This window comes from Cupriavidus sp. MPR-AND1C (genome assembly GCF_058809705.1).
This window is the reverse complement of the sequence record NZ_JBXASU010000015.1, coordinates 48,625-71,935: the sequence shown is the minus strand read 5'-3', so window position 1 is coordinate 71,935 and position 23,311 is coordinate 48,625. Positions and strand designations below refer to the sequence as shown.

At 66.2% G+C, this 23,311-nt stretch carries 19 protein-coding genes; 8 read left to right on the top strand and 11 right to left on the bottom strand.

The annotated features are described in order from the left end of the window. Positions 1–2: 2 nt before the first annotated feature. The 7 genes from AC1RWI_RS11400 to AC1RWI_RS11370 all read left to right on the top strand — a co-directional run bounded on the left by AC1RWI_RS11400 (position 3) and on the right by AC1RWI_RS11370 (position 6,527). Positions 3–1,211, top strand: coding sequence for a CaiB/BaiF CoA transferase family protein (locus tag AC1RWI_RS11400; RefSeq protein WP_492866468.1), 1,209 nt, complete (start codon positions 3–5; stop codon positions 1,209–1,211). Positions 1,212–1,294: 83 nt separating this feature from the next. After that, complete coding sequence (locus AC1RWI_RS11395) at positions 1,295–2,035, top strand: IclR family transcriptional regulator (protein ID WP_492866466.1); 741 nt, start codon at positions 1,295–1,297, stop codon at positions 2,033–2,035. A 34-nt stretch (positions 2,036–2,069) separates the two neighbouring features. Then, entirely contained in the window at positions 2,070–2,246 is a 177-nt protein-coding gene (locus AC1RWI_RS11390; protein WP_492866464.1) for a helix-turn-helix domain-containing protein, read from the top strand. 268 nt (positions 2,247–2,514) lie between these two features. Then, positions 2,515–3,297, top strand: a complete 783-nt coding sequence (locus tag AC1RWI_RS11385) for a crotonase/enoyl-CoA hydratase family protein (RefSeq protein ID WP_492866462.1) — start codon at positions 2,515–2,517, stop codon at positions 3,295–3,297. Between the two features lie 60 nt (positions 3,298–3,357). Beyond that, positions 3,358–4,329, top strand: a complete 972-nt coding sequence (locus AC1RWI_RS11380) for a Bug family tripartite tricarboxylate transporter substrate binding protein (protein WP_492866460.1) — start codon at positions 3,358–3,360, stop codon at positions 4,327–4,329. Positions 4,330–4,360: 31 nt separating this feature from the next. Next, positions 4,361–5,500: a CaiB/BaiF CoA transferase family protein gene (locus tag AC1RWI_RS11375; protein ID WP_492866458.1), complete on the top strand. Its 1,140-nt coding sequence runs from the start codon at positions 4,361–4,363 to the stop codon at positions 5,498–5,500. 103 nt (positions 5,501–5,603) lie between these two features. Beyond that, positions 5,604–6,527, top strand: a complete 924-nt coding sequence (locus AC1RWI_RS11370; protein ID WP_492866456.1) for a LysR family transcriptional regulator — start codon at positions 5,604–5,606, stop codon at positions 6,525–6,527. Positions 6,528–6,634: 107 nt separating this feature from the next. On the opposite strand, the gene AC1RWI_RS11365 is transcribed toward AC1RWI_RS11370, so the two are convergent. The 11 genes from AC1RWI_RS11365 to AC1RWI_RS11315 form a co-directional block, all read right to left on the bottom strand. Then, positions 6,635–7,405, bottom strand: coding sequence for an SDR family NAD(P)-dependent oxidoreductase (locus AC1RWI_RS11365; RefSeq protein WP_492866454.1), 771 nt, complete (start codon positions 7,403–7,405; stop codon positions 6,635–6,637). A 35-nt stretch (positions 7,406–7,440) separates the two neighbouring features. Continuing rightward, positions 7,441–8,550 carry an acyl-CoA dehydrogenase family protein gene (locus tag AC1RWI_RS11360; RefSeq protein WP_492866452.1) on the bottom strand — a complete coding sequence of 370 codons (1,110 nt, stop codon included), beginning with the start codon at positions 8,548–8,550 and terminating at the stop codon, positions 7,441–7,443. Next, a complete protein-coding gene (locus tag AC1RWI_RS11355) occupies positions 8,547–9,686 on the bottom strand; it encodes an acyl-CoA dehydrogenase family protein (RefSeq protein ID WP_492866450.1) in 1,140 nt (379 codons plus the stop codon). The genes AC1RWI_RS11360 and AC1RWI_RS11355 overlap by 4 nt, the downstream gene beginning before the upstream one ends. Before the next feature lie 25 nt (positions 9,687–9,711). After that, on the bottom strand, positions 9,712–10,482 hold the full coding sequence (locus AC1RWI_RS11350) for an enoyl-CoA hydratase/isomerase family protein (protein ID WP_492866448.1): 771 nt from the start codon (positions 10,480–10,482) through the stop codon (positions 9,712–9,714). 13 nt (positions 10,483–10,495) lie between these two features. Continuing rightward, positions 10,496–11,680 (bottom strand): acetyl-CoA C-acyltransferase, encoded by a 1,185-nt coding sequence (locus AC1RWI_RS11345; RefSeq protein ID WP_492866446.1) that lies wholly within the window; start codon positions 11,678–11,680, stop codon positions 10,496–10,498. A gap of 24 nt (positions 11,681–11,704) precedes the next feature. Then, entirely contained in the window at positions 11,705–12,721 is a 1,017-nt protein-coding gene (locus AC1RWI_RS11340; protein WP_492866444.1) for an acyl-CoA dehydrogenase family protein, read from the bottom strand. Positions 12,722–12,733: 12 nt separating this feature from the next. Then, positions 12,734–13,936 carry an acyl-CoA dehydrogenase family protein gene (locus AC1RWI_RS11335; RefSeq protein WP_492866442.1) on the bottom strand — a complete coding sequence of 401 codons (1,203 nt, stop codon included), beginning with the start codon at positions 13,934–13,936 and terminating at the stop codon, positions 12,734–12,736. Then, positions 13,923–15,137, bottom strand: a complete 1,215-nt coding sequence (locus AC1RWI_RS11330; protein ID WP_492866440.1) for a CaiB/BaiF CoA transferase family protein — start codon at positions 15,135–15,137, stop codon at positions 13,923–13,925. Before AC1RWI_RS11330 ends, AC1RWI_RS11335 begins: the two co-directional genes overlap by 14 nt. Positions 15,138–15,392: 255 nt before the next feature. Further along, complete coding sequence (locus tag AC1RWI_RS11325) at positions 15,393–19,124, bottom strand: alkyl sulfatase dimerization domain-containing protein (RefSeq protein ID WP_492866438.1); 3,732 nt, start codon at positions 19,122–19,124, stop codon at positions 15,393–15,395. Positions 19,125–19,290: 166 nt separating this feature from the next. Then, positions 19,291–20,466, bottom strand: a complete 1,176-nt coding sequence (locus AC1RWI_RS11320) for a porin (protein ID WP_492866436.1) — start codon at positions 20,464–20,466, stop codon at positions 19,291–19,293. Between the two features lie 383 nt (positions 20,467–20,849). After that, the gene (locus AC1RWI_RS11315; protein ID WP_492866434.1) at positions 20,850–21,749 is read right to left on the bottom strand and encodes an enoyl-CoA hydratase/isomerase family protein; all 900 of its coding nucleotides are present in this window, start codon (positions 21,747–21,749) and stop codon (positions 20,850–20,852) included. Between the two features lie 247 nt (positions 21,750–21,996). Between AC1RWI_RS11315 and AC1RWI_RS11310 the strand changes: the two genes are divergently transcribed. Beyond that, positions 21,997–23,199, top strand: coding sequence for an acyl-CoA dehydrogenase (locus tag AC1RWI_RS11310; RefSeq protein WP_492866432.1), 1,203 nt, complete (start codon positions 21,997–21,999; stop codon positions 23,197–23,199). Positions 23,200–23,311: the final 112 nt, after the last annotated feature.

Sequence of the window (23,311 nt, the reverse complement as noted above, 5' to 3'; positions counted from 1 at the left end):
CTATGGGCGCCCTCGCCGGCCTGCGCGTGATTGACCTCACGCAGATGCTGGCCGGCCCCTTCTGCACCCAGATCCTGGCCGACCATGGTGCCGACGTGATCAAGGTGGAAGCCATGACCGGCGACGGCACCCGTGTGACGGGGCCGTTTTGCGCCGACGACACGCTGCGCGACTTTGGCGGCTATTTTCAGAGCGTCAACCGCAACAAGCGATCGATCGCCATCGACCTGAAGACTGAGGAAGGACGCGCCATCCTGCGCGGGCTGATCGACAAGGCCGATATCGTGGTGGAGAACTTCCGCGCCGGCGTAATGGAACGGCTGGGCCTGGCCTACGAAACACTACGCCAGACCAATCCGCGCCTCGTCTACGGTACGGTCCGGGGGTTTGGGGATCCGCGCAGCGGGGCCAGCCCTTATGCGCAGTGGCCCGCCTATGACGTCGTGTCCCAGGCCATGGGTGGCATGATGGGCATCACGGGCCCTGACCGCAACACACCCACCAAGATCGGCCCCGGCGTTGGTGACACGATTCCCGCGCTGATGCTGTGCATCGGCATCCTGGCCGCGGTCAACCGCGTGCGCGAGACGGGCCGGGGCCAGTTCGTCGACGTGGCCATGACCGACGCCGTGCTGGCCATGTGCGAGCGCATCGTCTACCAGACCTCGTACACCACCACAGTGCCCGGTCCCGAAGGCAATCGCCATCCGCTCTTGTGCCCGTTCGGCCTGTTCCGTGCCCGCGACGGCCACGTCTCGATTGCCTGCGCCACCGACGCCTTCTGGGAGAAACTGGCCATCGCGATCGGCCGCCCCGAGATGGCCACTGACGAAGCCTTTGCCACCAATGCAGCACGCGTGCAGCGCCAGGAGCGGGTCATCGAAGCCATCGAGGCCTTTACGTCGGTGCGGACCAAGGAAGAAATCGCCGTTTGCCTTGGCGGCAAGGTGCCGTTTGGCCCGGTCTACACCTCGGCAGAAATTTTCGCGGACAGGCACTACGCGGTGCGCGAGATGCTGGTGGATGTGGAACAACCGGGCTCGGCCAAGCCGGTGAAAATCGCCGGCGTGCCGATCAAGCTGAGCGAGACGCCGGGCGCGGTGCGCCAGCGTGCGCCGCTGCTGGGCGAGCACACCGACGAGATCCTGCAGGTGGCAGGCTACGCCGGGAGCGATATTGACCGGCTGAGGCAAAGCGGCGTGGTGCGGTAGGCCGGCGGATTCGGCAGGCAGGCTTCTCAAGCTCTACGAAATTTCGTATAGTTCTGCCGTCAACCGAACCAAGTCCAGCCATCATGCCCACCCTGATTCCTGCCGCCAGCCGCGCCATGTCGGTCTTTGAAGTCTTCGCACGTGAAAAGCGCGAGCTATCCAACTCCGACATGGCGCGCCTGCTGTCTCTGCCGGAAAGCAGCACTTCCGACCTGCTCCACACACTGCATTCGCTGGGCTACCTGATACGCACCTCGCGCACCCGGCGCTTCTACCCCACCGGCCGCCTGTTCGAGATCGCGCGGCAGATCGCCGAGAATGATCCGCTGACCACCGTGGCACAGGAAGCGGTCGAGCAGTTGACGGCAAGGACCAATGAGAGTGCCTTCTTTGGCGTGCTTGACAAGACCGCGGTCAAGGTCATCGCCACGCAGCCCAGCCGGATGCCGTTGCGCTACATCATCGAAGTTGGCTCCCGCGTCGCCTTGCACGCCTCAGCGCTAGGCAAGGGACTGCTGGGCCTGCTGCCGTCCGAGGAGGCCCGCTCCGCGCTGGCCGGCAGCGATCTGCGCCCGATCACGGAACACACCATCGTCGACATCGACACGCTTATGACCCAGATCACGCAAGGGCGCAAGCGCGGTTGGTACGACGCACAGGAAGAAGGCAGCGAGGGTGTCCACGGACTCACCGTGTCGGGATGGCTGGGCGGCCAGCCGGCCGGCATCTCCCTGGCCGGGCCGGCCGAGCGCATGAAGAAGAACCACGACGAGTACCTGGCGGCGCTGGTCGAGGTACGTGATGCGTTGATGAGCGAGAATTGATGCGACGTTTTTCTTCGCGGGGCCCGATCATCTGATGTCTCCTGGGCTGCCGGCTTTGACGCTTCCATGCGTTTCGCACTGTGGCCAGTGCAGCCTAAAAGTGGCTGAAGCGCTGGGATATGGCGAGATGTCGAACTTCATTCGTGCCTATCGGCGTTGGAAAGGCGTAACGCCCCACCAGTACCGCAGCCGGTTGCGCGAGGCGGTTTAGCAAATTGGATGCGGCACGAATCTCACCGGCTGCCGGAGAGCGCGGGGGGTCTGACGACAGCTCGGTGGACCGCTCCGGCTCCCGTCCCCCGCCATGCCGCAAAGTTCGCTGCCATCACCCCCTGATACCGCGCGATACAGCCGATGTATTGCGCGACATACCAAAAGTATTTTCCACATCGCCCCATCATCCGTAGCATCGAATGGAACCTGTCCGGAGCGCCTGCTCCGGCGACGACCGACACCAGCCATTCCATTCGATACTCACCATGACCAGCTTTCTCGACTTCAAGCGCGAAGGCGCCGTCGCACTGATCACCATGAACCGCCCGGAAACGCGCAATGCGATTTCCGATGACGACGCAGTCGAGGCGGTGGCGGAGATGTGCGGCAAGCTCAATCACGACATGTCGATCCGCGCGGCGGTGCTGACCGGTGCGGGCCCCGCGTTCTCCTCCGGAGGCAACCTCAAGACCTTGCGCAACAAGATGGGCAGCGGCCTGGGCGAGCCCGTCAAGTCCAGCTATGCCTATCGGGACGGCATCCAGCGCGTGCCGCTGGCCCTGGGCAGCCTGGAGGTGCCGATCATCGCCGCGGTGAATGGCCCTGCGCTTGGCGCGGGCAATGACCTCGCCTGCCTGTGCGACATCCGCATTGCCTCGGAAAAGGCCGTGTTCGCAGCCACCTTCGTCAAGCTGGGGCTGATCCCGGGTGACGGCGGCGCCTGGCTGCTGCCGCGCGTGGTCGGCATGTCGCGCGCGTGCGAACTGGCCTTTACCGGCGACACCATCGACGCCCGCCGTGCGCTGGACTGGGGCCTGGTGTCGCAGGTAGTGCCGGCTGAAGCCCTGCTGCCGACGGCGATGGAACTGGCCCAGCGCATCGCGCGCAACTCCGGCCACGCGCTGCGCATGACCAAGCGTCTGCTGCGTGAATCCGTCCACTCCCGAATGAACACGATCCTGGACATGTCGGCCAGCTTCCAGGCACTGGCGCATCACACCGCGGAGCACGAAGCGGCCCTGGACGCCTTCCTCGAGCGGCGCGTCTGACCGCCAACGCCCCGGCCGCCACGCAGACGCGGCCGGGAAGACAACCACAAAGGAGACAACATGACATTCCACCACCTGAAGCTGTACCTGATCGCGGCGTCGCTGGCGCTGGCCTCGGTACCGGCCACGGCGCAGTCCCCATATCCGAACCGTCCGGTAAAGGTGATCGTTTCGCTGCCCCCGGGAAGTGGTGCAGACACCACGGCCCGCTTCATCTCGCAGCATCTGACCGAGAAATTCAAGCAGCCCTTTGTCGTGGAAAACCGCCCCGGCGCCAACAGCTTCATTGCGGCGCGCGCCGTAGCCGAGGCCGCTCCCGACGGCTACACGCTGTTCGTTGGCAGCAATTCGTCGATGGTGACCAACGTGGCGGTATTCAAGACACTGCCCTACGATCCCGTGAAAGACTTCACGCCGGTGGAGCGCATCGCCCGCTTTGCCATGGTGGTGGTGGTGCCCGCCAGCTCTGCCTGCAAGACGCTGGACGATCTGGTGTCGGCAGCGCGCAAGGCGCCCGGCAAGCTCAACTACGCCAGCGGCAGTGCCGGCTACCAGGTGGTGGTGGAAATGTTCCATGAGCGCTTCCGCATCAAGGGCAATCCCATCTCCTACAAGGGCACCTCGCCAGCCATGACCGACGTGGCGGCCGGCAACGTCGACTACTCCATCGGCGAGATCAGCGCCGTGCTGCCGCTGATCCGCGCCGGCCGTATCCGGGCGCTGGCGGTGACCGAGGCGCATCGGCTCAAGGATCTGCCGCAGGTCCCAACGATCGCCGAGAGCGGTGCGCCGGGCTTCGAGGTAAGCGCCTGGACGGGCCTGTTCGCGCCCGCGAAAGTGCCGGAGAAGATCGTCAGGGCGCTCTCCGATGCCGTGCGCGAAGCGATGCAACAGCGCGAAAGTGCGAAGTTCATCGAGAACCTGGGTGGCAACGTGTTCAGCGGCGGCCCGCAGCAGCTCCGGCAGTTCCAGCTGGCGGAGATCGAGCGCACCCGCGATATCGTGAAGACCGCCGCCATCCCGGTGGAATGAGCGCCCTCCCCGACCCGCACAAAGGAGCACCATGGGACCCCTCGCAGGCATGAAGATCATTGAACTGGCGGGCATCGGCCCCGGCCCCATGGCCGGCATGCTGCTCGCCGACATGGGCGCCGAAGTGCTGCGCATCGAGCGCCCCGGTGAAGCCGACCTGGGTGTAAAGCGCGAGCGCCGGTTTGACCTGATGCTGCGCAACCGCAAGTCGATTGCGCTGGACCTGAAAGATCCGCAGGCCGTGGCCGTGGTGCTGGACCTGGTGGAAAAGGCGGACGCGCTCATCGAAGGCTTCCGCCCTGGCGTCACCGAGCGCATGGGCCTGGGGCCGAAGGAATGCATGGCGCGCAATCCGCGCCTGGTATATGGGCGGGTCACCGGCTGGGGCCAGACCGGGCCGCTGGCGAACACCGCCGGGCATGACATCAACTACATCTCGCTGACGGGCGCCCTGAACGCGATCGGCGGACGCGGCCAGGCGCCGGCGATTCCGCCCGCCTACCTGGGCGACTTCGCCGGCGGCGCGATGTTCCTGGTCACCGGCGTGCTGGCCGCGCTGATCGAGACGGGCAAGTCCGGTGAGGGCCAGGTGGTCGATGCCGCGATCGTCGACGGCGCCGCCTCGCTCGGCACGGTGTTCTTCGGCATGACGGCCGCCGGGCAATGGCGGCCTGAGCGCGGCACCAATGTACTGGATTCCGGCGCGCACTACTACAACGTCTACCAGTGCAAGGACGGCCACTGGATTTCCGCCGGCCCGATCGAGGCACGCTTTTACCGCGACCTGCTCCAGAGGATCGGCATCGATCCCGCGAGCCTGGGCGAGCAGCTCGACCCCGGCAACTGGGAGTCCGCACACGAGCGTTTGGCCGAGGTGTTCCGCACCCGCACCCGCGACGAGTGGTGCGCGCTCCTCGAAGGCACCGATGCCTGCTTTGCGCCGGTGCTCAGCTTTGAGGAAGCGCCGCAGCACGCCCACCTCCGGGCGCGCGAGACCTTCATCGACATCGACGGCATCATGCAGCCAGCTCCAGCACCGCGCTTTAGCCGCACCCCGGCCGCGCGGCCTGCCCCGCCGTGCGCACCGGACGTGCACGACTACGGCAAGACTCTGGCCGGCTGGCTGCCGGACGGCGAAATCGAAAAGGTGCGCGCCCTCGCCCGGGCATAGTCCTGCACCGGGCACGGGTCGCGCCTGATTGCGCCTCGCCGTGGCCTCGCGCATAGTCTGTCCTGCGGCACACTCGCCGCGCGACCGGCTCGTTTCATCACGCATGGATCTTCGTCAAATCAAGCAGGCCCTGGTGCTGAGCGAAACGCTCAATTTCCACCGCGCGGCCGAGCGGCTGCACATGGCCCAGCCGCCACTCTCCACCGCCATCCGCAAGCTGGAAGATGAACTGGGCGTCATCCTTTTTGAACGGTTGCCCTCGGGCCTTCGCCTCACCCCTGTGGGCGAGACCGTGCTGCGCCAGATGCGCAATACCCTTTTCTTCGCCGATGAGATCCGCCGCGCCGCCAGCGAAGGCGAGCGCGGCGAACAAGGCAAGCTGCGCGTTGGCTTTGTCGGCTCGGCGGTATATTCGCTGATGCCGCGGCTGATCCGCACGTTCCGGCTGCAATATCCGCGCGTGGACCTAGTGATCGAGGAATCCACCACGGTGGAACTGCTGCGCCGGCTCGAGGAACATTCGCTGGACCTCGCCCTGGTGCGCCACCCCATCCTCGAGCGCACCAGCGCCAGCGTGCTTCTGCTCCAGCCCGATCCGATGGTGCTGGCCGTCAGTGCCGATTCGCCGCTGGCAGCGCGTGACGAGGTGGACTTGCCGGAACTCGGCGCCACGCCATTCATCCTGTATTCGCGAGCCTTTGTACCGGCCATGCATTCCATGACGATGATTGCCTTTCACGAGGCGGGCATTCAGCCGCCCATCGTCCAGGAAGCGGTGCAGGTGCCCTCCATCCTCGCGCTGGTGGAAAGCGGTCTCGGGGTGGCACTGGTGCCGGGCACCGCCGCCAGGCAGGCCGGCGAAGGTGTGAAGCTGATCCCGTTGACAGGCATGCCGGCCAGGCTGAATCTCGGCATTGCCCTGGTAACGCTGCCGGAAACGGTCAACGCCACCACGCGGAACTTCGTCGCCATCGCCCGTGAGCTCATGCCGGCGCCGCCTGCGGCATCGGCGCCGGACGACGCCTGATCCGCGCAGGCAACCAGCCTGCCTGCGCCGACATTCTGGAGATCAGGGCATCCACGGCCACGATGCGAGCCCGAACCCCAACGCCGGCGGAGTCAGGCCTCTTCCGCTCAGCTCGACAGGTGATACCCGCCGTTCACGCCGATGTGCTGGCCGAGGATATACGAGGCCGCATCCGACAGGAGGAAGCAGATCGGCTGCGCCACTTCATGCGGCTGCGACCAGCGCCCCATCGGGATCATGGAGAGGATGCCGTCACGGAAGCGCTCTGCGCGAATGGTCTCGGTCATCGGCGTTTCCACCACGCCCAGGCAAACCGAATTGGTGCGCACGCCATACTTGCCCCATTCACGCGCGGCGCTCATGGTCATGCCGAGCATGCCGGCCTTGGCACTGGCGTAGTTGATCTGGCCGATCGAACCCCGGCGTCCGGCTTCCGACGAGATGTTGACGATGGAGCCGCTGACCTTCTCCCCCTGCTTCGCCCGCTCCACCAGGTGCGCACCCACCGCTTGCAGCCACAGGAAAGAGCCTGTCAGGTGGCAGTCGATGACCTCGTTCCAGGTCTGCAGCGTCATGTTCTCGATCATCGCTGCGCGCACAATGCCGGCGCAGTTGACCAGGCCGTCGACCTTGCCGAAGTGCGACAGCGCATGCTCCATGGACGAGGCCACGAAGTCGGCATCGGAAACGCTGCCCGCATAGGCAACGGTGCGGCCGGGAAAGCGCGCAGTGATCTCCTCAAGCGCATCTGCCTTCAGGTCTACCAGGCCCACCTTTGCGCCCAGGCCGAGCGCCAGTTCCGCGGTGGCCTTGCCGACGCCCTGTGCGGCGCCGGTGATGATGATGACTTTCCCTTGCAGGGACATGAGTTCAGACATGGTGTGCGCCTCGCTTGCGGTCTGGTTTAGTGGGTTCAGTTGAGCGGGCTGCCTTCGAGCCGGCCCAGGTGGTATTGCGTATCGCCATGCAGTTGGTCGAGCAACAGCACGCGCCGCAGGTAGTGGCCAACCGCGTACTCCTCGGTCATGCCGATGCCGCCATGCATCTGGATGGCCTCTTGCGTGACGTGCCGCGCGGCCTGGCCGATATAGACCTTGGCGGCATGAACCTGCGCAGCGCCGCCGGCCAGGTCATTGCGGCCGGCCAGCGCCAAGGCCAGCGAGAGCGACAAGCTGCGGCTCTGCTCCAGCGCCACCAGCATGTCCACCGCGCGGTGCTGCAGCGCCTGGTTGGCGCCGATCAGCTTGCCGAACTGCTTGCGGGTCTTCAGGTAGTCGACGGTCAGCGTGTAGGCGCCTTCCATGGCGCCGACCATCTCGGCGCAGGCGGCATTGATGCCTGCGTTCAGCACCCGCTGCAGCACCGCATCCGATGCGGCAGCGCCATCCAGGCGCTGCGCCGGGGCGCCGTCCAGACTCACGTCGGCCGCCGTAGTGCCGTCGAGCAGCCGGTAGGCCTCCAGCCGCACGCCCGGCGCGTTGCATGCCACCAGGAAGAGATCGGGCGCCTGGCTGCCCGCTGCCCGCGCCGTGACGATCAGGTGGCCGCAGATGGACGCGTGCAGCACGCAGGGCTTGGCGCCAGAAAGCGCCCAGCCATCGCCGGCCCTGGCGGCTTTCGTAGCCAACGTCTCGGCGCCGCGCTCGGCATGTGCCCAACCCACGCGCAGTTCGCCCTGCGCTATCCCGGGCAGAAGCTCTGCCTTTTGTGCCTCGGAGCCGGCGACGCCGATCGCCGTGGCCGCCATCACCGCGGTACCGTGGTAGGGCTCCAGCGACATCGAGCGCGCCAGGGCCTGCGAGATCAGCATCTGGTCGACCGCATCGCCGCCAAAGCCGCCGTGGGTTTCCGGAATGGCGGCGCCCGGCACGCCCAGTTCGGCCAGCGCGGCCCAGGCTTCGGGGCTGTGGCCGCTGTCGCGCGCCGCATACTGCTGGCGCTTCTCGAAGCTGTATTCGCGGCCCAGCAGCCGCGACAGGCTGTCCAGCAACTGCTGCTGGATGTCGTTCAGTTGCAGGTTCATCGCAGATCCAGGACAGTGGCTGAAAGGATGTTCTTCTGCACCTCGGTGCTGCCGCCGAAGATGGAAACGGCGCGCGAGTACAGGTAGGACTTGGTGAGCGTGCCGGTGTCCAGGCGCAGTGCGTCGGTGCCGCTCATGCGGCAGATGACGTCGGTGATGGCCTGGAAGATCTCACTGCCGCGGACCTTGAGCATGGGCGACAGGTTCGTGCCGGCATGACCGCCATGCATGCGCAGTTGCGTCACTTCCAGCGCATGCAGGTCGGCCCCGATCATGGCGATGCGACCGCGCCACGCCGCCAGCCGCCCGGCTGCCTCCCCTTCCTGCTCAAGGCGCCCCAGCAGCGCCTTGGCATAGGCGACACGCTCCTTGCTGCGGCCGATGCCAGCGATATATGCGCGCTCATGGCCAAGCAGGAACTTGGCGTAGTCCCAGCCGTGGTTCTCCTCGCCCACCAGGTTTTCGGCGGGCACCAGCACGTTGTCGAAGAACACTTCATTGAGGCTGTGGCGGCCGTCGATGCTGATGATCGGGCGCACCGTGATGCCGGGCGCCTTCAGGTCGATCAGGATGAACGAGATGCCCGCCTGCGGTTTCACCGCGTTGGGGTCCGTGCGCACCAGGCAGAAGATCCAGTCCGAATAGTGCGCCTGGCTGGTCCAGATCTTCTGGCCATTGACCACGTAGCCGTCGGCGGTACGCTCGGCACGGGTCTTCAGCGAGGCCAGGTCCGAACCGGAACCCGGCTCCGAAAAGCCCTGGCACACCTGGATATCGGCGTTCAGCAGCTTCGGCAAGAAGTACCCGCGCTGTGCGTCGCTGCCGAAGTGGGCGAGCACCGGGCCCAGCATGGTGATGTTGAAGATGTGCGGTGGCGGCGCTGGTGCGCAGGCGCACTCGTCGGCAAAGATCTGCTGTTCGGCGGCATCCCAGCCGGCGCCACCGAAGGCCTTCGGCCAGGCCGGGGCACCCCAGCCGCGGGCGTTCAGCCTGCGCTGCCAGAATTCGGTATCCGCCTTGCTGGCAAAGCCGCCGGCACGCAGGCGCTGGCGCAGGTCGTCGGGCAGGTTGGCGGCGATGAAAGCGCGGATCTCCTGCCGGAACGCCTTGTGGTGCTCGGAGTAGAGCAGGTCCATGGTTGTCCTTCCGGTTGATTGGGGGTCAGCACCCCTTGAAGTCGGGCGAACGCTTCTCCGCGAACGCGCGCAGCCCCTCTTGCATGTCGTGGGAACGCTGGTGGTCGCGCAGCGCCAGCAGCTCATGGCGCAACGCGTCGGCCACCGGCTTGTCCGAGGCTTGCGCTGCGACCTGTTTCATGCGCGCCAGCACCAGCGGGCTCTTCGCTGCCAGCTTTTCGGCCAGCGCCTGGGCGCGGTCGCACAGCTCGGCGCCGGCCACCACGTCATTGACCAGGCCAAGGCGCTGCATTTCGGCAGCACTGAAGGTATCGCCCGTGAACAGCAGGTAGCGGGCCACGTTGACAGGGACCTTGCGCGGCAGCACTGCCGCGCCACCGGCGCCGGGGAATACGCCAAAGTTGGCGTGCGCGTCTCCGAGCCGCGCCGACTCGGCCGCCACCACCAGGTCGCAGGCGAGCACCACTTCCAGCCCGCCCGCCATTGCCAGCCCGTTGACCGCCGCAATCACCGGCTTGGGAAAGCCGCGCAGCGTGTCGAAGAACTCCACGGCCACGTCGATGAAATCCGGTTCGCCAGCCCCGGCCGGCGCGGCGACTTCCTTCAGGTCGGCGCCGGCACAGAAGGCTCGGCCATTGCCCGTCAGCACCACCACGCGGATCCCCGGATCGTCGCGCCACAGCTTGAGATGCGCACTAAGCCCGCTCACCATCTCCCGGCTGAGACTGTTCATTGCGCCGGGCCGGTCCATGGTCAGCCAGCCCACCGCCCCTTGCCGTGCATGCAGATAGCTCATCGTGCGTCCCCGCTCAGCACAGCTCGATGCCGACAGCGGTGGCTTCGCCGCCGCCCAGGCAAAGACTGGCCATGCCACGGCGCAGGCCACGCCGCTTCAGCGCATGGATCAGCGTCACCAGCAGCCGCGCGCCAGTGGCGCCGACCGGATGCCCAAGGGCGCAGGCGCCGCCGTTGACGTTCACGCGGTCGTGCGTGATGTCCAGTTCCCGCAGTGCGACCATGGTCACCACGGCGAAGGCCTCGTTGATCTCATAGAGATCCACATCCTGCGCGGTCCAGCCAGTCTTGGCCAGCACACGGCGGATAGCGGCCACCGGCGCATCTATGAATTGCTGCGGCGCCTGCGCGTGCGTGGCATGGCCGACGATGCGGGCCAGCGGCGACAAGCCCCGCCATTGCGCATCGCTTTCACGCATCAGCACCAGCGCGGCGCCACCGTCCGAGATGGACGACGCATTGCCGGCCGTCACCGTGCCCTCCTGGCGAAACACGGCCTTGAGCTTTGGCAGCCTGGCGGTATCGCACTGCCCTGGCGTCTCGTCCCGCGCAAACGATGTTCCCGCACTCTTGCGCTTGAGGTTGACCGGGGTAATCTCGTCCGCAAACACGCCCTCCTCCACCGCGCGCTGGGCGCGCAGCAGGCTTTCGCGGGCATAGGCGTCCTGCGCTTCGCGGCTGATGCCGCGCTCCTGCGCGTCAAGGTCCGCGTAGTAGCCCATCAGGTGGCCCTCATAGGCGTCCTCCAGGCCATCGCAGTACATGTGATCGAGGAACTGGCCGTGGCCAAGCCGGTAGCCATGGCGGCCGCGCGGCACGATGTACGGTGCATTGCTCATCGATTCCATGCCGCCCGCTACCGCTACTGAGCAGGTGCCGGCCAGCAACAGGTCATGGGCTAGCATCACGGACTTCATACCCGAGCCGCACATCTTGCTAAGCGTGGTGGCCGGGGTGGAAACCGGCAGGCCAGCCCCCAGCACGGCCTGGCGCGCGGGCGCCTGCCCGAGGCCGGCAAACAGGCAGCAGCCCATGATGGCTTCGTCGACCGAAGCCGGATCGACGCCGGCTTCGGCCACCGCGGCGCGGATGGCCACGGCGCCGAGCTCGGGAGCGGTGTGGGAAGCCAGCGAGCCATTGAACGCCCCGATGGGTGTACGTTTGGCGCCGACAATCACGATGGATTCAGGTTTCTGCATGGTGTGTGTCAGGGATTAAGGGGTTCAGGCCGCCGGCGCAAGTTGCAGCCGCGCAAAATCCAGGATCTCCTGGCTGGCGCCGCTGTTCTGGGCGAACAGCGCATCTCCCAGCAGCGTGGCGCATGAGGTTTCCGTGCCGGCGCAGCCTCGCCACTCGTGCAGGCGCCGCGTAAAGAGCCCCAGCGCCAGTTCCTCGGTGATGCCGATCGCGCCGTGCACCGCATGGGCAATCGCCGCGACCCGGCTGGCGGCCTCGGCGCAACGCAGCTTGGCGGTGGCCGCCAGCAGCGGCGCCGGCAGGAAGCCGTCGCCTGCGCAGCCCAGGCGCGCGCCGAAGGTAGACGAACTTGCCTGCTCGGCCAGCACGCTCAGTTCCTGCTGCATGGCCTGGAACTGCGAGATGGCGCGCCCGAACTGCTGGCGGTTGTTGACGTACTCAATGCTCATGGCCTGGATGCGTGTCATCGCCCCGGCCATGCCGGCTGCGTGCGCGGCGTTGCAGATCGCCACCGCCTCGCCGTCACCGGCCGGCATGCGGAAAACCGCCTGGCCAGCCGAGCTCCAGCGCAGCGTGGCGGACGCCTGCGGGCGCCACGCACCCGGCGTTGCCTGTGCCAATGCGCGCGGCATCAGCAGCCATTCGCCCCGCCAGCCCACCAGCACCTGGTCCGCCAGCGCACCGCCGGGCACCTCGCGGCACACGATGGCATCACCGGCCTGCCGCTGCGCCGGGGCAACGGCAATGCACTCGCCCTGGTGCACACGGCCTGCGTTGGCCAGGATCGCACGGGCGATGGCGGTTTCCGCGAAAGGATGGCTCAGCCCCGCACGGCCGGCGGCAACAAATAGCGGGAAAACCTCGGCCAGCGACAGCCCGGCCCCACCCTGTCCGGCCGGAATGAGCGCATCAGTGAAACCCAGCGCATCGATGGCGCGCCATTGCGCATCGGCACCCTGGCCGGACTCGCTGCGCCGCACTTGTTCATCCGCGCACAGGTCGGCCAGCGCGCGCTCGAAAGCATCCACAAGTGAATCAGTCATGATGTGTCCGTATCAGCGAAGTCCAAGGGAGCGGGCAATGATGCCGCGCAGGATCTGACGGGTGCCGCCGCGCAGCGAAAAGCTCGGCGCCAGCTGCGTGATGTAGGCATGCGAGCGCAGCAGGTCGTCGGACGGCACAAAGCCTGGCATCTGCTCGAGCGCTTCGCTGATCCAACCCGGCACGGTCTGCTCGAACTCGGTGCCCAGGTCCTTGACGTAGGACGCGTCGGTCTCGGGGTTCAGGCCATTGTCGAGACGATCCGCCACGGCCAGCGACATGGCGCGCAGCACGGCCATGCGGCCGACGATGCTCCCGGCAATGGCCTTGACCGAATCCGGCACCGGCAGGCCGGACGCCTTCACCTCCGCCAGCCAGGTCTCGGCCAGCATCAGGCTGGTCAGGATGCGTTCCGGGCCGCTGCGCTCGAAGGCGAGTTCCGCGGTGACCTGCTTCCAGCCGGAGCCTTCTTCGCCGATGAGCGCATCGGCCGGCAGGTCCACGTCCTCGAACACGACCTCGCAGAAATGGCCGTCACCGGCGAGATCGCGGATCGGCCGTGCGGTGATGCCGGGCAGGCTCAGGTCGATCAGCACCTGCGACAGGCCCTTGTGGCGGTCGCCGTGCTGACCAGAGGTACGCACCAGCGCGCACATGTACTGGGCCCGGTGGGCGTTGGTGGTCCAGATCTTGCGGCCGTTCAGGCGCCAGCCGGTCTCGGTGCGCAAGGCGCGGGTGCGCACGGAAGACAGGTCCGAACCGGTATCGGGCTCGCTCATGCCGATGCAGATGAAGATCTCGCCGCCGATCAGCTTTGGCAGGAAGAACTGCTTCTGCGCTTCGCTGCCATAGCGCAGGATCAGCGGTGCGGTCTGGCGGTCGGCAAACCAGTGCGCCGAAACCGGCGCTCCGGCTGCGATCAGTTCTTCCACCAGCACGAAGCGGGCAAAGGCGCTGCGACCAGCGCCGCCATACTCGCGCGGCAGGGACAGGCCAATCCAGCCCTGCCGGCCCAGCGCGCGGCTGAATTCGCCGTCAAAGCCCATCCACGTGCGGGCGCGCACGGGCGGGGGCACATTGCGCAGCGCCGCTTGCAGGAATTCCCGAATGGGGCCGCGCAGTGCCTCATCCTCGGGTGGGATGGTCACGAGCGGCAAGGTGTCGAAGTTCGCGTTCAAGATGGCTCCCGGTATCTGTTCAGGGTCATGCGTTGGCATCGCCGGCCAGGCGCGTCGCGCCCAGCGCGGCGAGCTCGCGGATCTGTTCCCGGCTGTAGCCGGCCTCAGCCAGCACCTGCGCGCTGTGCTCGCCCAGGCGCGGCGCCTGGCGCGCGACTTGCGGCTGCGACTTCGACCACTTGGACGGAATCGCCATCGAGCGGATCGCGCCTTCGCTGGGGTGTTCCACTACGTCGAAGAAGCCCACCGCCTCCAGGTGCGGGTCGGACATCAGGGAATCCACCGTATGCAGCTGCATCACCGGCATGTCCGCCGCTTCCAGCACCGATGTCCACTCTGCCGTGGTGCGGGTGGGCATGATCTCGGCCACCATGCGGTACAACGCATGGATGTGCTTGTTGCGCTCGACAATGGTGCTGAAGCGCGGATCCGACTCCATCAGGTCGGGCTGGCCGATCAGGGCCAGGAACCTGCGCCACTGCTTGTCGTTGTAGAGCAGCACGCACAGGTAGCCGTCCTTGGTCCTGTACGGACGGCGATGCTCGTTGAGGATGCGCGCGTAGCCGCTCGGGCCGATGGGCGGCTCGAAGGTCAGGCCGCCCATGTGGTCGCCCAGGATGAACTGCGCCATCGTTTCAAACATCGGCACCTCGATGGACTGCCCCTCGCCGGAACGCTCGCGGTGGTACAGGCCGGCCGTCACGGCGTTCACCGCGGCCAGCCCGACGATGCGGTCGGCAATGGCGCTCGGTGCATAGCGCGGCACGTCCCCGCCGGCCAGCTTGGCCAGTGTGGGAATGGCGACTGCGCCCTGGATCAGGTCGTCATAAGCGGACTTTGCGGCATAGGGGCCACCCTGGCCATACCCGTACAGGCCCACGTAGAGGATGCGCGGGTTGACCCTGGCAAGCTCTTCATAGCTCAGGTTCAGCCGTGCCATGGCCTGTGGGCGCACGTTGTAGATCAGCACGTCGGCCTCGGCCGCGATCCGCAGCAGTGCGTCACGTCCGCCTGGCGCCTTCAGGTCAAGGACGATGCTGCGCTTGCTGCGGTTGGCATGCAGGAAGATGCCGGACATGCCTGCGTGGCGGCGCGGACCGACTTCGCGCACGGTGTCGCCGTCGGGCGGCTCTACCTTGATCACGTCGGCGCCCAGGTCGCCCAGGATCTGGGTAGCGTACGGGCCCATCAGCACCGTCGTCATGTCGATGATGCGCACGCCTTGCAAGGGGCCGCTCATGCCTGGCTCCCTGCGGGTGCCATGCGCTTCGGATTGCGGGCAACGGCTGTCATCTTGTCTTCTCCAAACGTATTGATGGTGATGCTACGTTTGCCGATGACACTCGAAAAATACTTTATGTATGTCGAGCAATACACAGCTTGTATCAACCGAGCAATGACAGGTGGAGCTGCCGCAGGACAGTCGCGCTCGATTGCCGGGATCACGCGCCTTCTCCCGCAAGCGGGAGAGGGCGCACATTGCCGGCGTGGCCACTTACGGCGTGACGATGTTGAATGCCGGATCGAAGGTCGTGAGCATGCCCATCAACTCCGGCAGCTTCTGGCCGTTTCCCTCCACCTTGATCTCTGCCTGCCGCAACGCGGTGGGAAAATCGAGCTGGCGCAGGCTGATGCGGTCCAGTGTCGTCTTGCTCATGGTGACAGTGGCATCCGCGTTGGCATGCAGGCTGCCTTCCCGATAAGTCAGCACACCGTTGCGAACAGTGAGCGCAAACGGCTTGCCCTGGTCGGAGAACACCCAGTTCAGCGTCATGTCATGGCCCCGGGCCTTGTCCGAGTCCAGCCGCACGGCCATGTAGTCGAAGAACATCGCGGGCTCCAGCGCCCTGACCAGGTCCGCAGTGCTGCGTGCCGCGGCAGCTTGAGTACCGTCGCGCAGTTCCCGCGCGCCCGTCAGATACATGTTGCGCCACAGCGAGTTCTCGCTCTGATAGCCGAGCTGCTCCAGCGCGTCGGCCTGTGCCTCTCGCGCCGCCGTGTTGCCGGGGTCGGCGAACACCAGGTTGTTGCCCAATTGCGCGGCCCAGCGGTAGTCGCCTTTGTCCAGGGCCTCACGCACCAGCCCGAGCACTTTGCCCCCGCCACCCATCGCCTGCACGTAACGCCGGCTGGTTTCGACCGGCGGCAGCGGGTTCAGGTTGGCCGGGTTGGCATCGTAGAAGCCCAGGTAGCGCTGGTAGACGGCACGCGAGTTGAAGCTGAGCGAGCCATAGTAGCCGCGGGTGTACCACTTCTTCTCCAGATCGCCCGGCAGCTTCTGCATGGCTTCGGCGATTTCCACCGGCGTGAGCCCCTGGTTCAGCAGGTGCAGCGTGCGGTCGTTGAGGAAGGTGTACATGTCGCGCTGGTCGGCCAGCATGGTGCGGATGTGCTCGCCGCCCCAGGTGGGCCAGTTGTGCTGGGCCAGCATGACATCGGCCTTGTCGCCGTAGCGCACCAGGCTTTCGTCCAGGAACTTGCCCCAGGCCTTCGGGTCGCGTACCAGGGCGCCGCGCGGGGTGAGGATGTTATGCATGGTCTGTGTGGCGTTCTCGGCCATGCACAGCGCACGCATCTGCGGCAGGTAGAAATTCATCTCCGCCGGCGCTTCGGTTCCCGGTGTGAGCTGGAATTCGAACTCGACGCCGCCGATGCGGTGAGTTTCATAGCGGCCCTTCACCAGCACCGTGGGGGCGATCAGGCTGATCGTGCCGCCCGTGGCGCCGCCCTTGCCGATGCCCGTGTCGACCTGCCCCCGCTCGTTGCGGGGCACGCCCGCGCCGGACTGGAACAGCGCACGGCGGAACATGGCCGTGCCCGCAAAAACGTTCTCGCTGACTGCCTCCTCCATGAAACCGGCAGGCGCATAGATTGCCACCTTCCCTGCCCTGACGTCGGCCTCCTCCACGACACCGCGCACGCCGCCGAAGTGGTCGGCATGGCTGTGCGTGTAGATCACCGCAACGACAGGCTTCCTGGCGCGATGGCTGTAATAGAGTTCCAGCGCCGCCCTGGCGGTCTCCACCGTCATCAGCGGATCGACGACGATGATGCCGTGCTCGCCCTCGATGATGGTCATGTTGGCCAGGTCCAGGCCCCGCACCTGGTAGACCCGGTCCGTGACCTGGAACAGGCCGGCATTGGTGTTGAGCTGCGCCATGCGCCACAGGCTGGGATTGACTGTGTCCGGGCTCTTTGCCGCCTGCTCGAAGTCATAGGCTGCCGTGCTCCAGATCACCCGGCCCGCGGCATCCTTGATTTCGCCGCGAAACGGTGCCACCAGGCCGCGCCGGACCGACTCGTAGTCGCTCCGGTCGCTGAAGGGCAACTGCCGGAGCACGGCAGCATTGGCGGCGACTGTGGCTGCGCTCGCCGGCTTGCCCGGCGTGGGCGTCACCGATCGCGGCTCGGCTGCGTGGATGCCCGTGGTCAAAGCGAGCGCCACGGCAGTGGCAAGCAGTCTGCTGCCGCGCATGGCGGTAGTCTCCGCGTGCTCGGCCCGGCTGTCTTTGCGGCCTTGCGCTGCGGCCGAAGTCTCGGGCTCCACGGCCGCGGCACGCCGGTCGTCCCGCGGTGCCGCCGTGGCCATTGCGCCGGCCCGCTCGATGCCGCGCACCAGGTCTGCCGCCTTTTCGCCGATCATGATGACTGGCGCGTTGGTGTTGCCGCCGACCAGCGTGGGCATGACCGAGGCATCGGCCACGCGCAGGCCTTGCACACCCCGCACGCGCAGCTGCGCATCCACGACGGACTGCGCATCGCTCCCCATGCGGCAGGTACCCACCGGATGAAAAATCACGTCCGCGTGCTGGCGAATCAGCTCGCGCACGGCTTCGTCGTCGCTGCCGTCAAAGCGCAGGTGCCCGTGGGTATGCGGCTTGCCACCCAGCCGGGCAAGCGATTCCTGGTCCAGCACGCGCTTCACGACATGCAGCCCCGCCAGCATGGTTTCCATGTCGCGGGTGTCGCCCAGCAGGTTCTGGTCGATCCTTGGCGCCTCACGCGCATCCGCAGATGCCAGCAGGACCTGTCCCCGGCTGTGAGGGCGCAGCACGCACACATGGAGGCAATAGCCATGCGTGCTGCGTGCCTTGGCATCGCCAAGCGTCGTGGAAAAATGCAACTGCAGGTCGGGATCCGGCAGGCTGGCATCGCTCTTGATAAAGCCGCCGGCCTCCGCGATGTTGGACGCGAACATGCCATAGCGCTCCTTTTTGTAGCGGCGCCATTCGCGCAGCAGGCGCAAGCCGCCGCGCAGGGTGAAGGCATATAGATCGGTGCTGGAGAGCTGCTGCTGCAGCTTCATGTCGGGGTGTTCCTGCAGATTCTGCCCAACCCCCGGCGTATCGTGCACGACGTCGATGCCCTGCGCGCGCAGGTGCCCGGCCGGGCCGATACCCGACACCATCAGCAGCTGCGGCGATCCGAAAGTGCCGGCGCTGAGAATGATCTCGCGCCTGGCCCGCAGCGTGTGCCGGATCCCGCCGCGCTCCACCAGCACGCCCACCGCGCGTTTGCCTTCGAACAGAATGCGCAGCACCTGGCTATCGGGCAATACGTCAAGATTGTCGCGGCCGCCATTGAGAGCGCCAGCATCGCCGCCGTGAAGGTAGGCGCGCGCCGCATTCCAGCGCTCGCCGTCGCGCTGTGTGCGCTGATAAAAGCCGACGCCTTCCTGCTGCGCACCGTTGAAGTCATGGTTGTAGCGGTAGCCGGCGGCTTCGGCGGCTTCGATGAAGCGGCGGTCGAAGGGGTTCAGCGAGCGCGTATCGACAACGTGCAGCGGGCCGCGCCCGCCATGCCAGTCGTCTTGCGGCAGGCCTCCAAGGCGTTCATTGCACTCGGCACGCTTGAAATACGGCAGCACTTCGTCCCATGCCCAGCCGTCGCAGCCCAGCGCGGCCCAGCGGTCATAGTCGGAAGGCGTGCCGCGGATGTAGATCATGCCATTGATCGACGAGGAGCCCCCCAGTCCGCGGCCGCGCGGCTGGTAGCCCCGCCGCCCGTGAAGCGCAGGTTGCGGCTCGGTAGCGAACCCGTAATTGAACGGACCGGCCCTGGGCACGGTGGCGGCAATGCCGATGGGAATCGTGATGGCAGGCTTGCAATCGTGCCCGCCTGCTTCCAGCACGGCAACGCTGCCGTCGCCGGCATCGGCCAGGCGGCTCGCCACGGCACAGCCGGCCGAACCCGCGCCGACAACGATGTAGTCATAGGTATCGTGCATTTCGTTTCCTTGATGAATGATGCGAGTCTGGGAGGCAGCCGCCCGATCCAATGGCATCCCGCGATCCGGGCAGACGTCTCAGTACCGCAAACCGCAGTGCAAAGCGCAGGCGGGGAGCCTCCGCATGGGCAGGCTCCCCGCTGGTACCACATGCTCAAGACGGGAGTCAGAAGATGTGGCGGATACCCGTAGTCACGCCAACCATGCCCTTCTGCCCGGCCATCGTCGGGTAGTTATAGAGGTACAGCGTCTGTGACGAGTCGAAGTTCAGGCCGGCGTTGCGCGAATAGGCGACCGACACATAAACATCGGTGCGCTTGGACAGGCTGTAGTCGGCGAGGAAGGACGCCTGCCACGGGTTGGCCGGATTGCTGGCCAGGGCGGTCTGGCCCAGGCTCAGGCGCTTGAAATCCGAGTAGTAGTAGGCCAGCGACAGGGCCAGCGCGCCGGTGGCCTGATAGTTGACGCCCGCCCAATAGTAGTCGTCGCGCCCCAGCGTATTGCCATTGGCAAAGTCCACCTTGGCCCAGCGGTAGCCGGCCATCGCCTTGAAGGGGCCGGTGGCATAACTGAGCGCACCGCCTGCCTTGCGGCTGTTACCCTGTTGGCCCGAGGTAACGGTCGGGTGCCACTGGTCATACGCAATCGTGGCACCAAAGCCGTTGCTCAGGTACGTCAGCGATGCGCCGTAGCCATTGTTGTCACGGAACGAGCCTGGCGTCTCGCCTGCACCACCGTTGGCCAGCGGCGACGAGCCGATTGCCGGTACGCCCACGCCGAACGAGTAGTGGGCCACGGCCTGCAGCGGGCCATAGTTGCCGACGTACTTGACCACGTTGTCTTCGCGGTAGTTTATACCCAGTTCCCAGGCCACCGGTTCATAGGTGGTGGCAAAGCGCATTGGCGCGAAATTGGCCATGCCTTCAAAGAAGGAGGTGTACTGTCGGCCCAGCATCAGCTTGCCGTAGGTGCTGTTCTGCAGACCGACGAAGGACTGGCGGCCGAACAGCCTGCTCGACTGCATGGTCCCGGTATCGGGGCCAAAGCCGCTTTCCAGCACAAAGATGGCGCTGTTGCCGCCGCCCAGGTCTTCCACGCCGCGCAGGCCCCAGCGCGACGGCGAAAGGCCGCCTAGAGTCGGCATGGAAAAGCGGCTGCCACCATTCGTTGCAAACGCCGGCTGGCCGTTCACCACGGTAGGCTGAGCCGATGCAACGCGGTTTACATACTCAATGGAACTATCGATCACGCCGTACAGCGTGACGCTTGAATCCGCCCATGCTGTCTCGCTAATTCCGCCGAAAGCACCCAGCGCCGCCAGTGCGAAAATCGTCTTCTTCATTTGTCATCTTCTCCATTTTGTTTAACTGCACCGCCAGGACCTGCCGCTTCCCCGACCGGCGCCAGCCGCACCTCCCTCCTGAAGGCGCGCCGCTTCACGCTTGTTCTGCTCGTGTGCGCACCTGCAAGGAGACCACTGCCCGGGCCATGCGCCCCCCCCTGTCGGGAGGCGTTTTCCCTACCCGCACACCCCCTCAGGTCGAGGGGGAGCAAGCCCGCCCCGATCATGGGTGGACATCCACGCCAGAGAAAAAAAGCTCCGGCGCCAGGGCCGGAGCTAACATCCCGTCACATCGAGAAATGACGGGCGTGGAGACAACTGGAATCGTGCAAGGCACTGCTGGCGCCTGTCACCTTATGCGCCGCAATGGCCGCAACATGCGGCTAGGCCTGCTTGTTCGCTCCGCGGCATTGCGTAGCCATGCGCGCCCCTTCGTCTGCAACAGCAGGACCAGGACTTTCCCTGTCCCAGTCGAAGCGGGCCGGCTTGCCGCTCAGGAAAGCGTCGACCGCCTCGGCGTAGTACGGCATGGCCGAGGCCAGGGCTTGCGCCTGGCACTCCAGGTCGAGCACAGCGTCATAGGAGCTTTCGAAGGTGCGATTGAGTGCCCGTTTCATCAGCGCCAACGCTTCCTGCGGCGCCGTAACAAAGCGCCGCGCAAAGCGCCTTGCCTCCGCCGCCAGGCTGTCGGCGGGGTAAATGGCATGGACAATGCCGCAGCGCTTGGCATCGGTCACGTCCAGGCGCTTGCCCGTAAACATCAGTTCCTTGGCCAGCATCATGCCCACCGCGCGAGGCAGCGCGTACAGCGAGCCCATGTCCGGCAGCAGACCAACCTTGGCAAAAGACATGCAGAACGACGCGCGCTCGGACGCCAGCACAAAATCCGCAGCTAGCGCCAGCGAAAACCCGGCACCCGCGGCCGGGCCGTCCACTGCGGCGATCACCGGAATCTCGAGGTCGCGCAGGCGCCGCAGCCATCTGTGGATGTCCTGCAACCGGCGCCGCATTGCATCGGGCGCGCGGGCCGACGGATCCGGGCTGGCGAACATCTCCTTGATCGATTTCAGGTCGCCGCCCGCGCAGAAGCTGCCGCCGGAGCCGGTCAGGATCAGCGCGCGGATACTCCTGTCCCCCTCCACACGGTCAAGCATGTCGTGGTAGTCCTGCCGCATCTCCAGCGACAGCGCATTGCGCGTCGCCGGGCGCTGGTGGGTGAACTCCGCCACGCCGCCGGCAAAGGTGAGTTGCGCATGGCGCAATGGGATCTGCTGGGCCTGCATAGTCGTCTGTCCTCGCTAAGGGGTGGGATAGCCTGCAGTGTCATGAGCCACAGTGTCGCGCCCTCGGCCCGGTCCCGCCCTACTCTTCTTAAGGGGGAACGCAGGCCGTTGCTGATGAACCGGCGCGTATTACCCGGTATGGACCCCCAACGGTGGGGGGCGTTGCCAGGCAGCGCGCCCCTTAATGTGGAAGGCATCAAGAATGCGGGCAGGCATGCCGTCCGCCAACATATTGGAGAGCCTTTTCATGAACTTCCAACCTGACCCGAACCTGGATGTCTTCCGCCAGGAGGTACGCGAATTCCTGCGCCTGAACCTGCCGGCCAACCTGGCGCGCCGCAAGGACGGGCTGCGCTCGCCGCGCGCCGACGTGGTGCGCTGGCAGCGCATCCTCAATGCCCACGGCTGGGGCGCGCCGTACTGGGCAAAGGAGCATGGTGGCACCGGCTGGAGTGTGCTGCAACGGCTGGTGTTCGACGAAGAGTGCGCTGCCGCAGGCACGGCCTCCCAGGACTCATTCGCGCAGAAGCTGGTTGGGCCGGTGATCAACCACTTCGCCACGCCGGAGCAGAAAGCCGAGCACCTGCCACCTATCCTCAACGGCGACCGGCTGTGGTGCCAGGGGTTCTCGGAGCCCGGCTCGGGGTCGGACCTGGCCTCGCTGCGTACCCGCGCCGACCGGGACGGCGACCATTACGTCGTCAACGGGCAGAAGATCTGGACCAGCTATGCCCACCATGCCGACTGGATCTTCCTGCTGGTACGCACCAATCCGGAGGCCAAGAAACAGGCTGGCATCAGCTTCCTGCTGGTGGACATGAAGACCCCCGGCATCACCGTGCGCCCCATCATCAGCATTGACGGCTGCCACCACCTGAACGAGACCTTCTTCGACAACGTGCGCGTGCCGGTGAAGAACCTGGTGGGTGCGCAGGGCGATGGGTGGAAACTGACCAAGTTCCTGCTCAACAACGAACATGCCTCCACCGCCGACCTGCCCACCCTGCGCCGCCTCATGGGTCAGCTGCGCGCGCTATCCAGCACTGCGCGGGCCGGCGGCAGGTCCCTCGCCGAGCGCCATGAATTCCTGTTGCGCCTGGCCCGCTACGAGGCGGAACTCAAGGCAATCACGGTGATGGTCCAGCGCGTCGCCGCCATGGAGGAAGACCACAGCCCCGCGGCACATGCGATAGGCTCGATGCTCAAGATCCGCGGCACCGAGCTGCAGCAGAAGATGAGCGAGTTCCTGGTCGAGACGCTGGGCGACCACGGCGCTGTGGCCTATCCCGGCACCCATGCACAAGGAGCCGGAGAGCAGTCGGTGCTGCCGATGCAGGACACCGCGCAAGGGGTGGCTGCCGAGATGTTCTTCCGCCGGGCCACAACCATCTATGGCGGCACCAGCGAGGTTCAACGCTCGATCATTGCGAAGTCGCTGTTCCAGTTTTGAGGAATGGTGATAACCCCGTTGCTCCCGCCTGTGCGGGACGACGGACAAGGAAACAGAAAGGTCCTTCAGCAAACCGCCTGAAGGACCCGCTGCGCACCGCAGCCTTCGACGC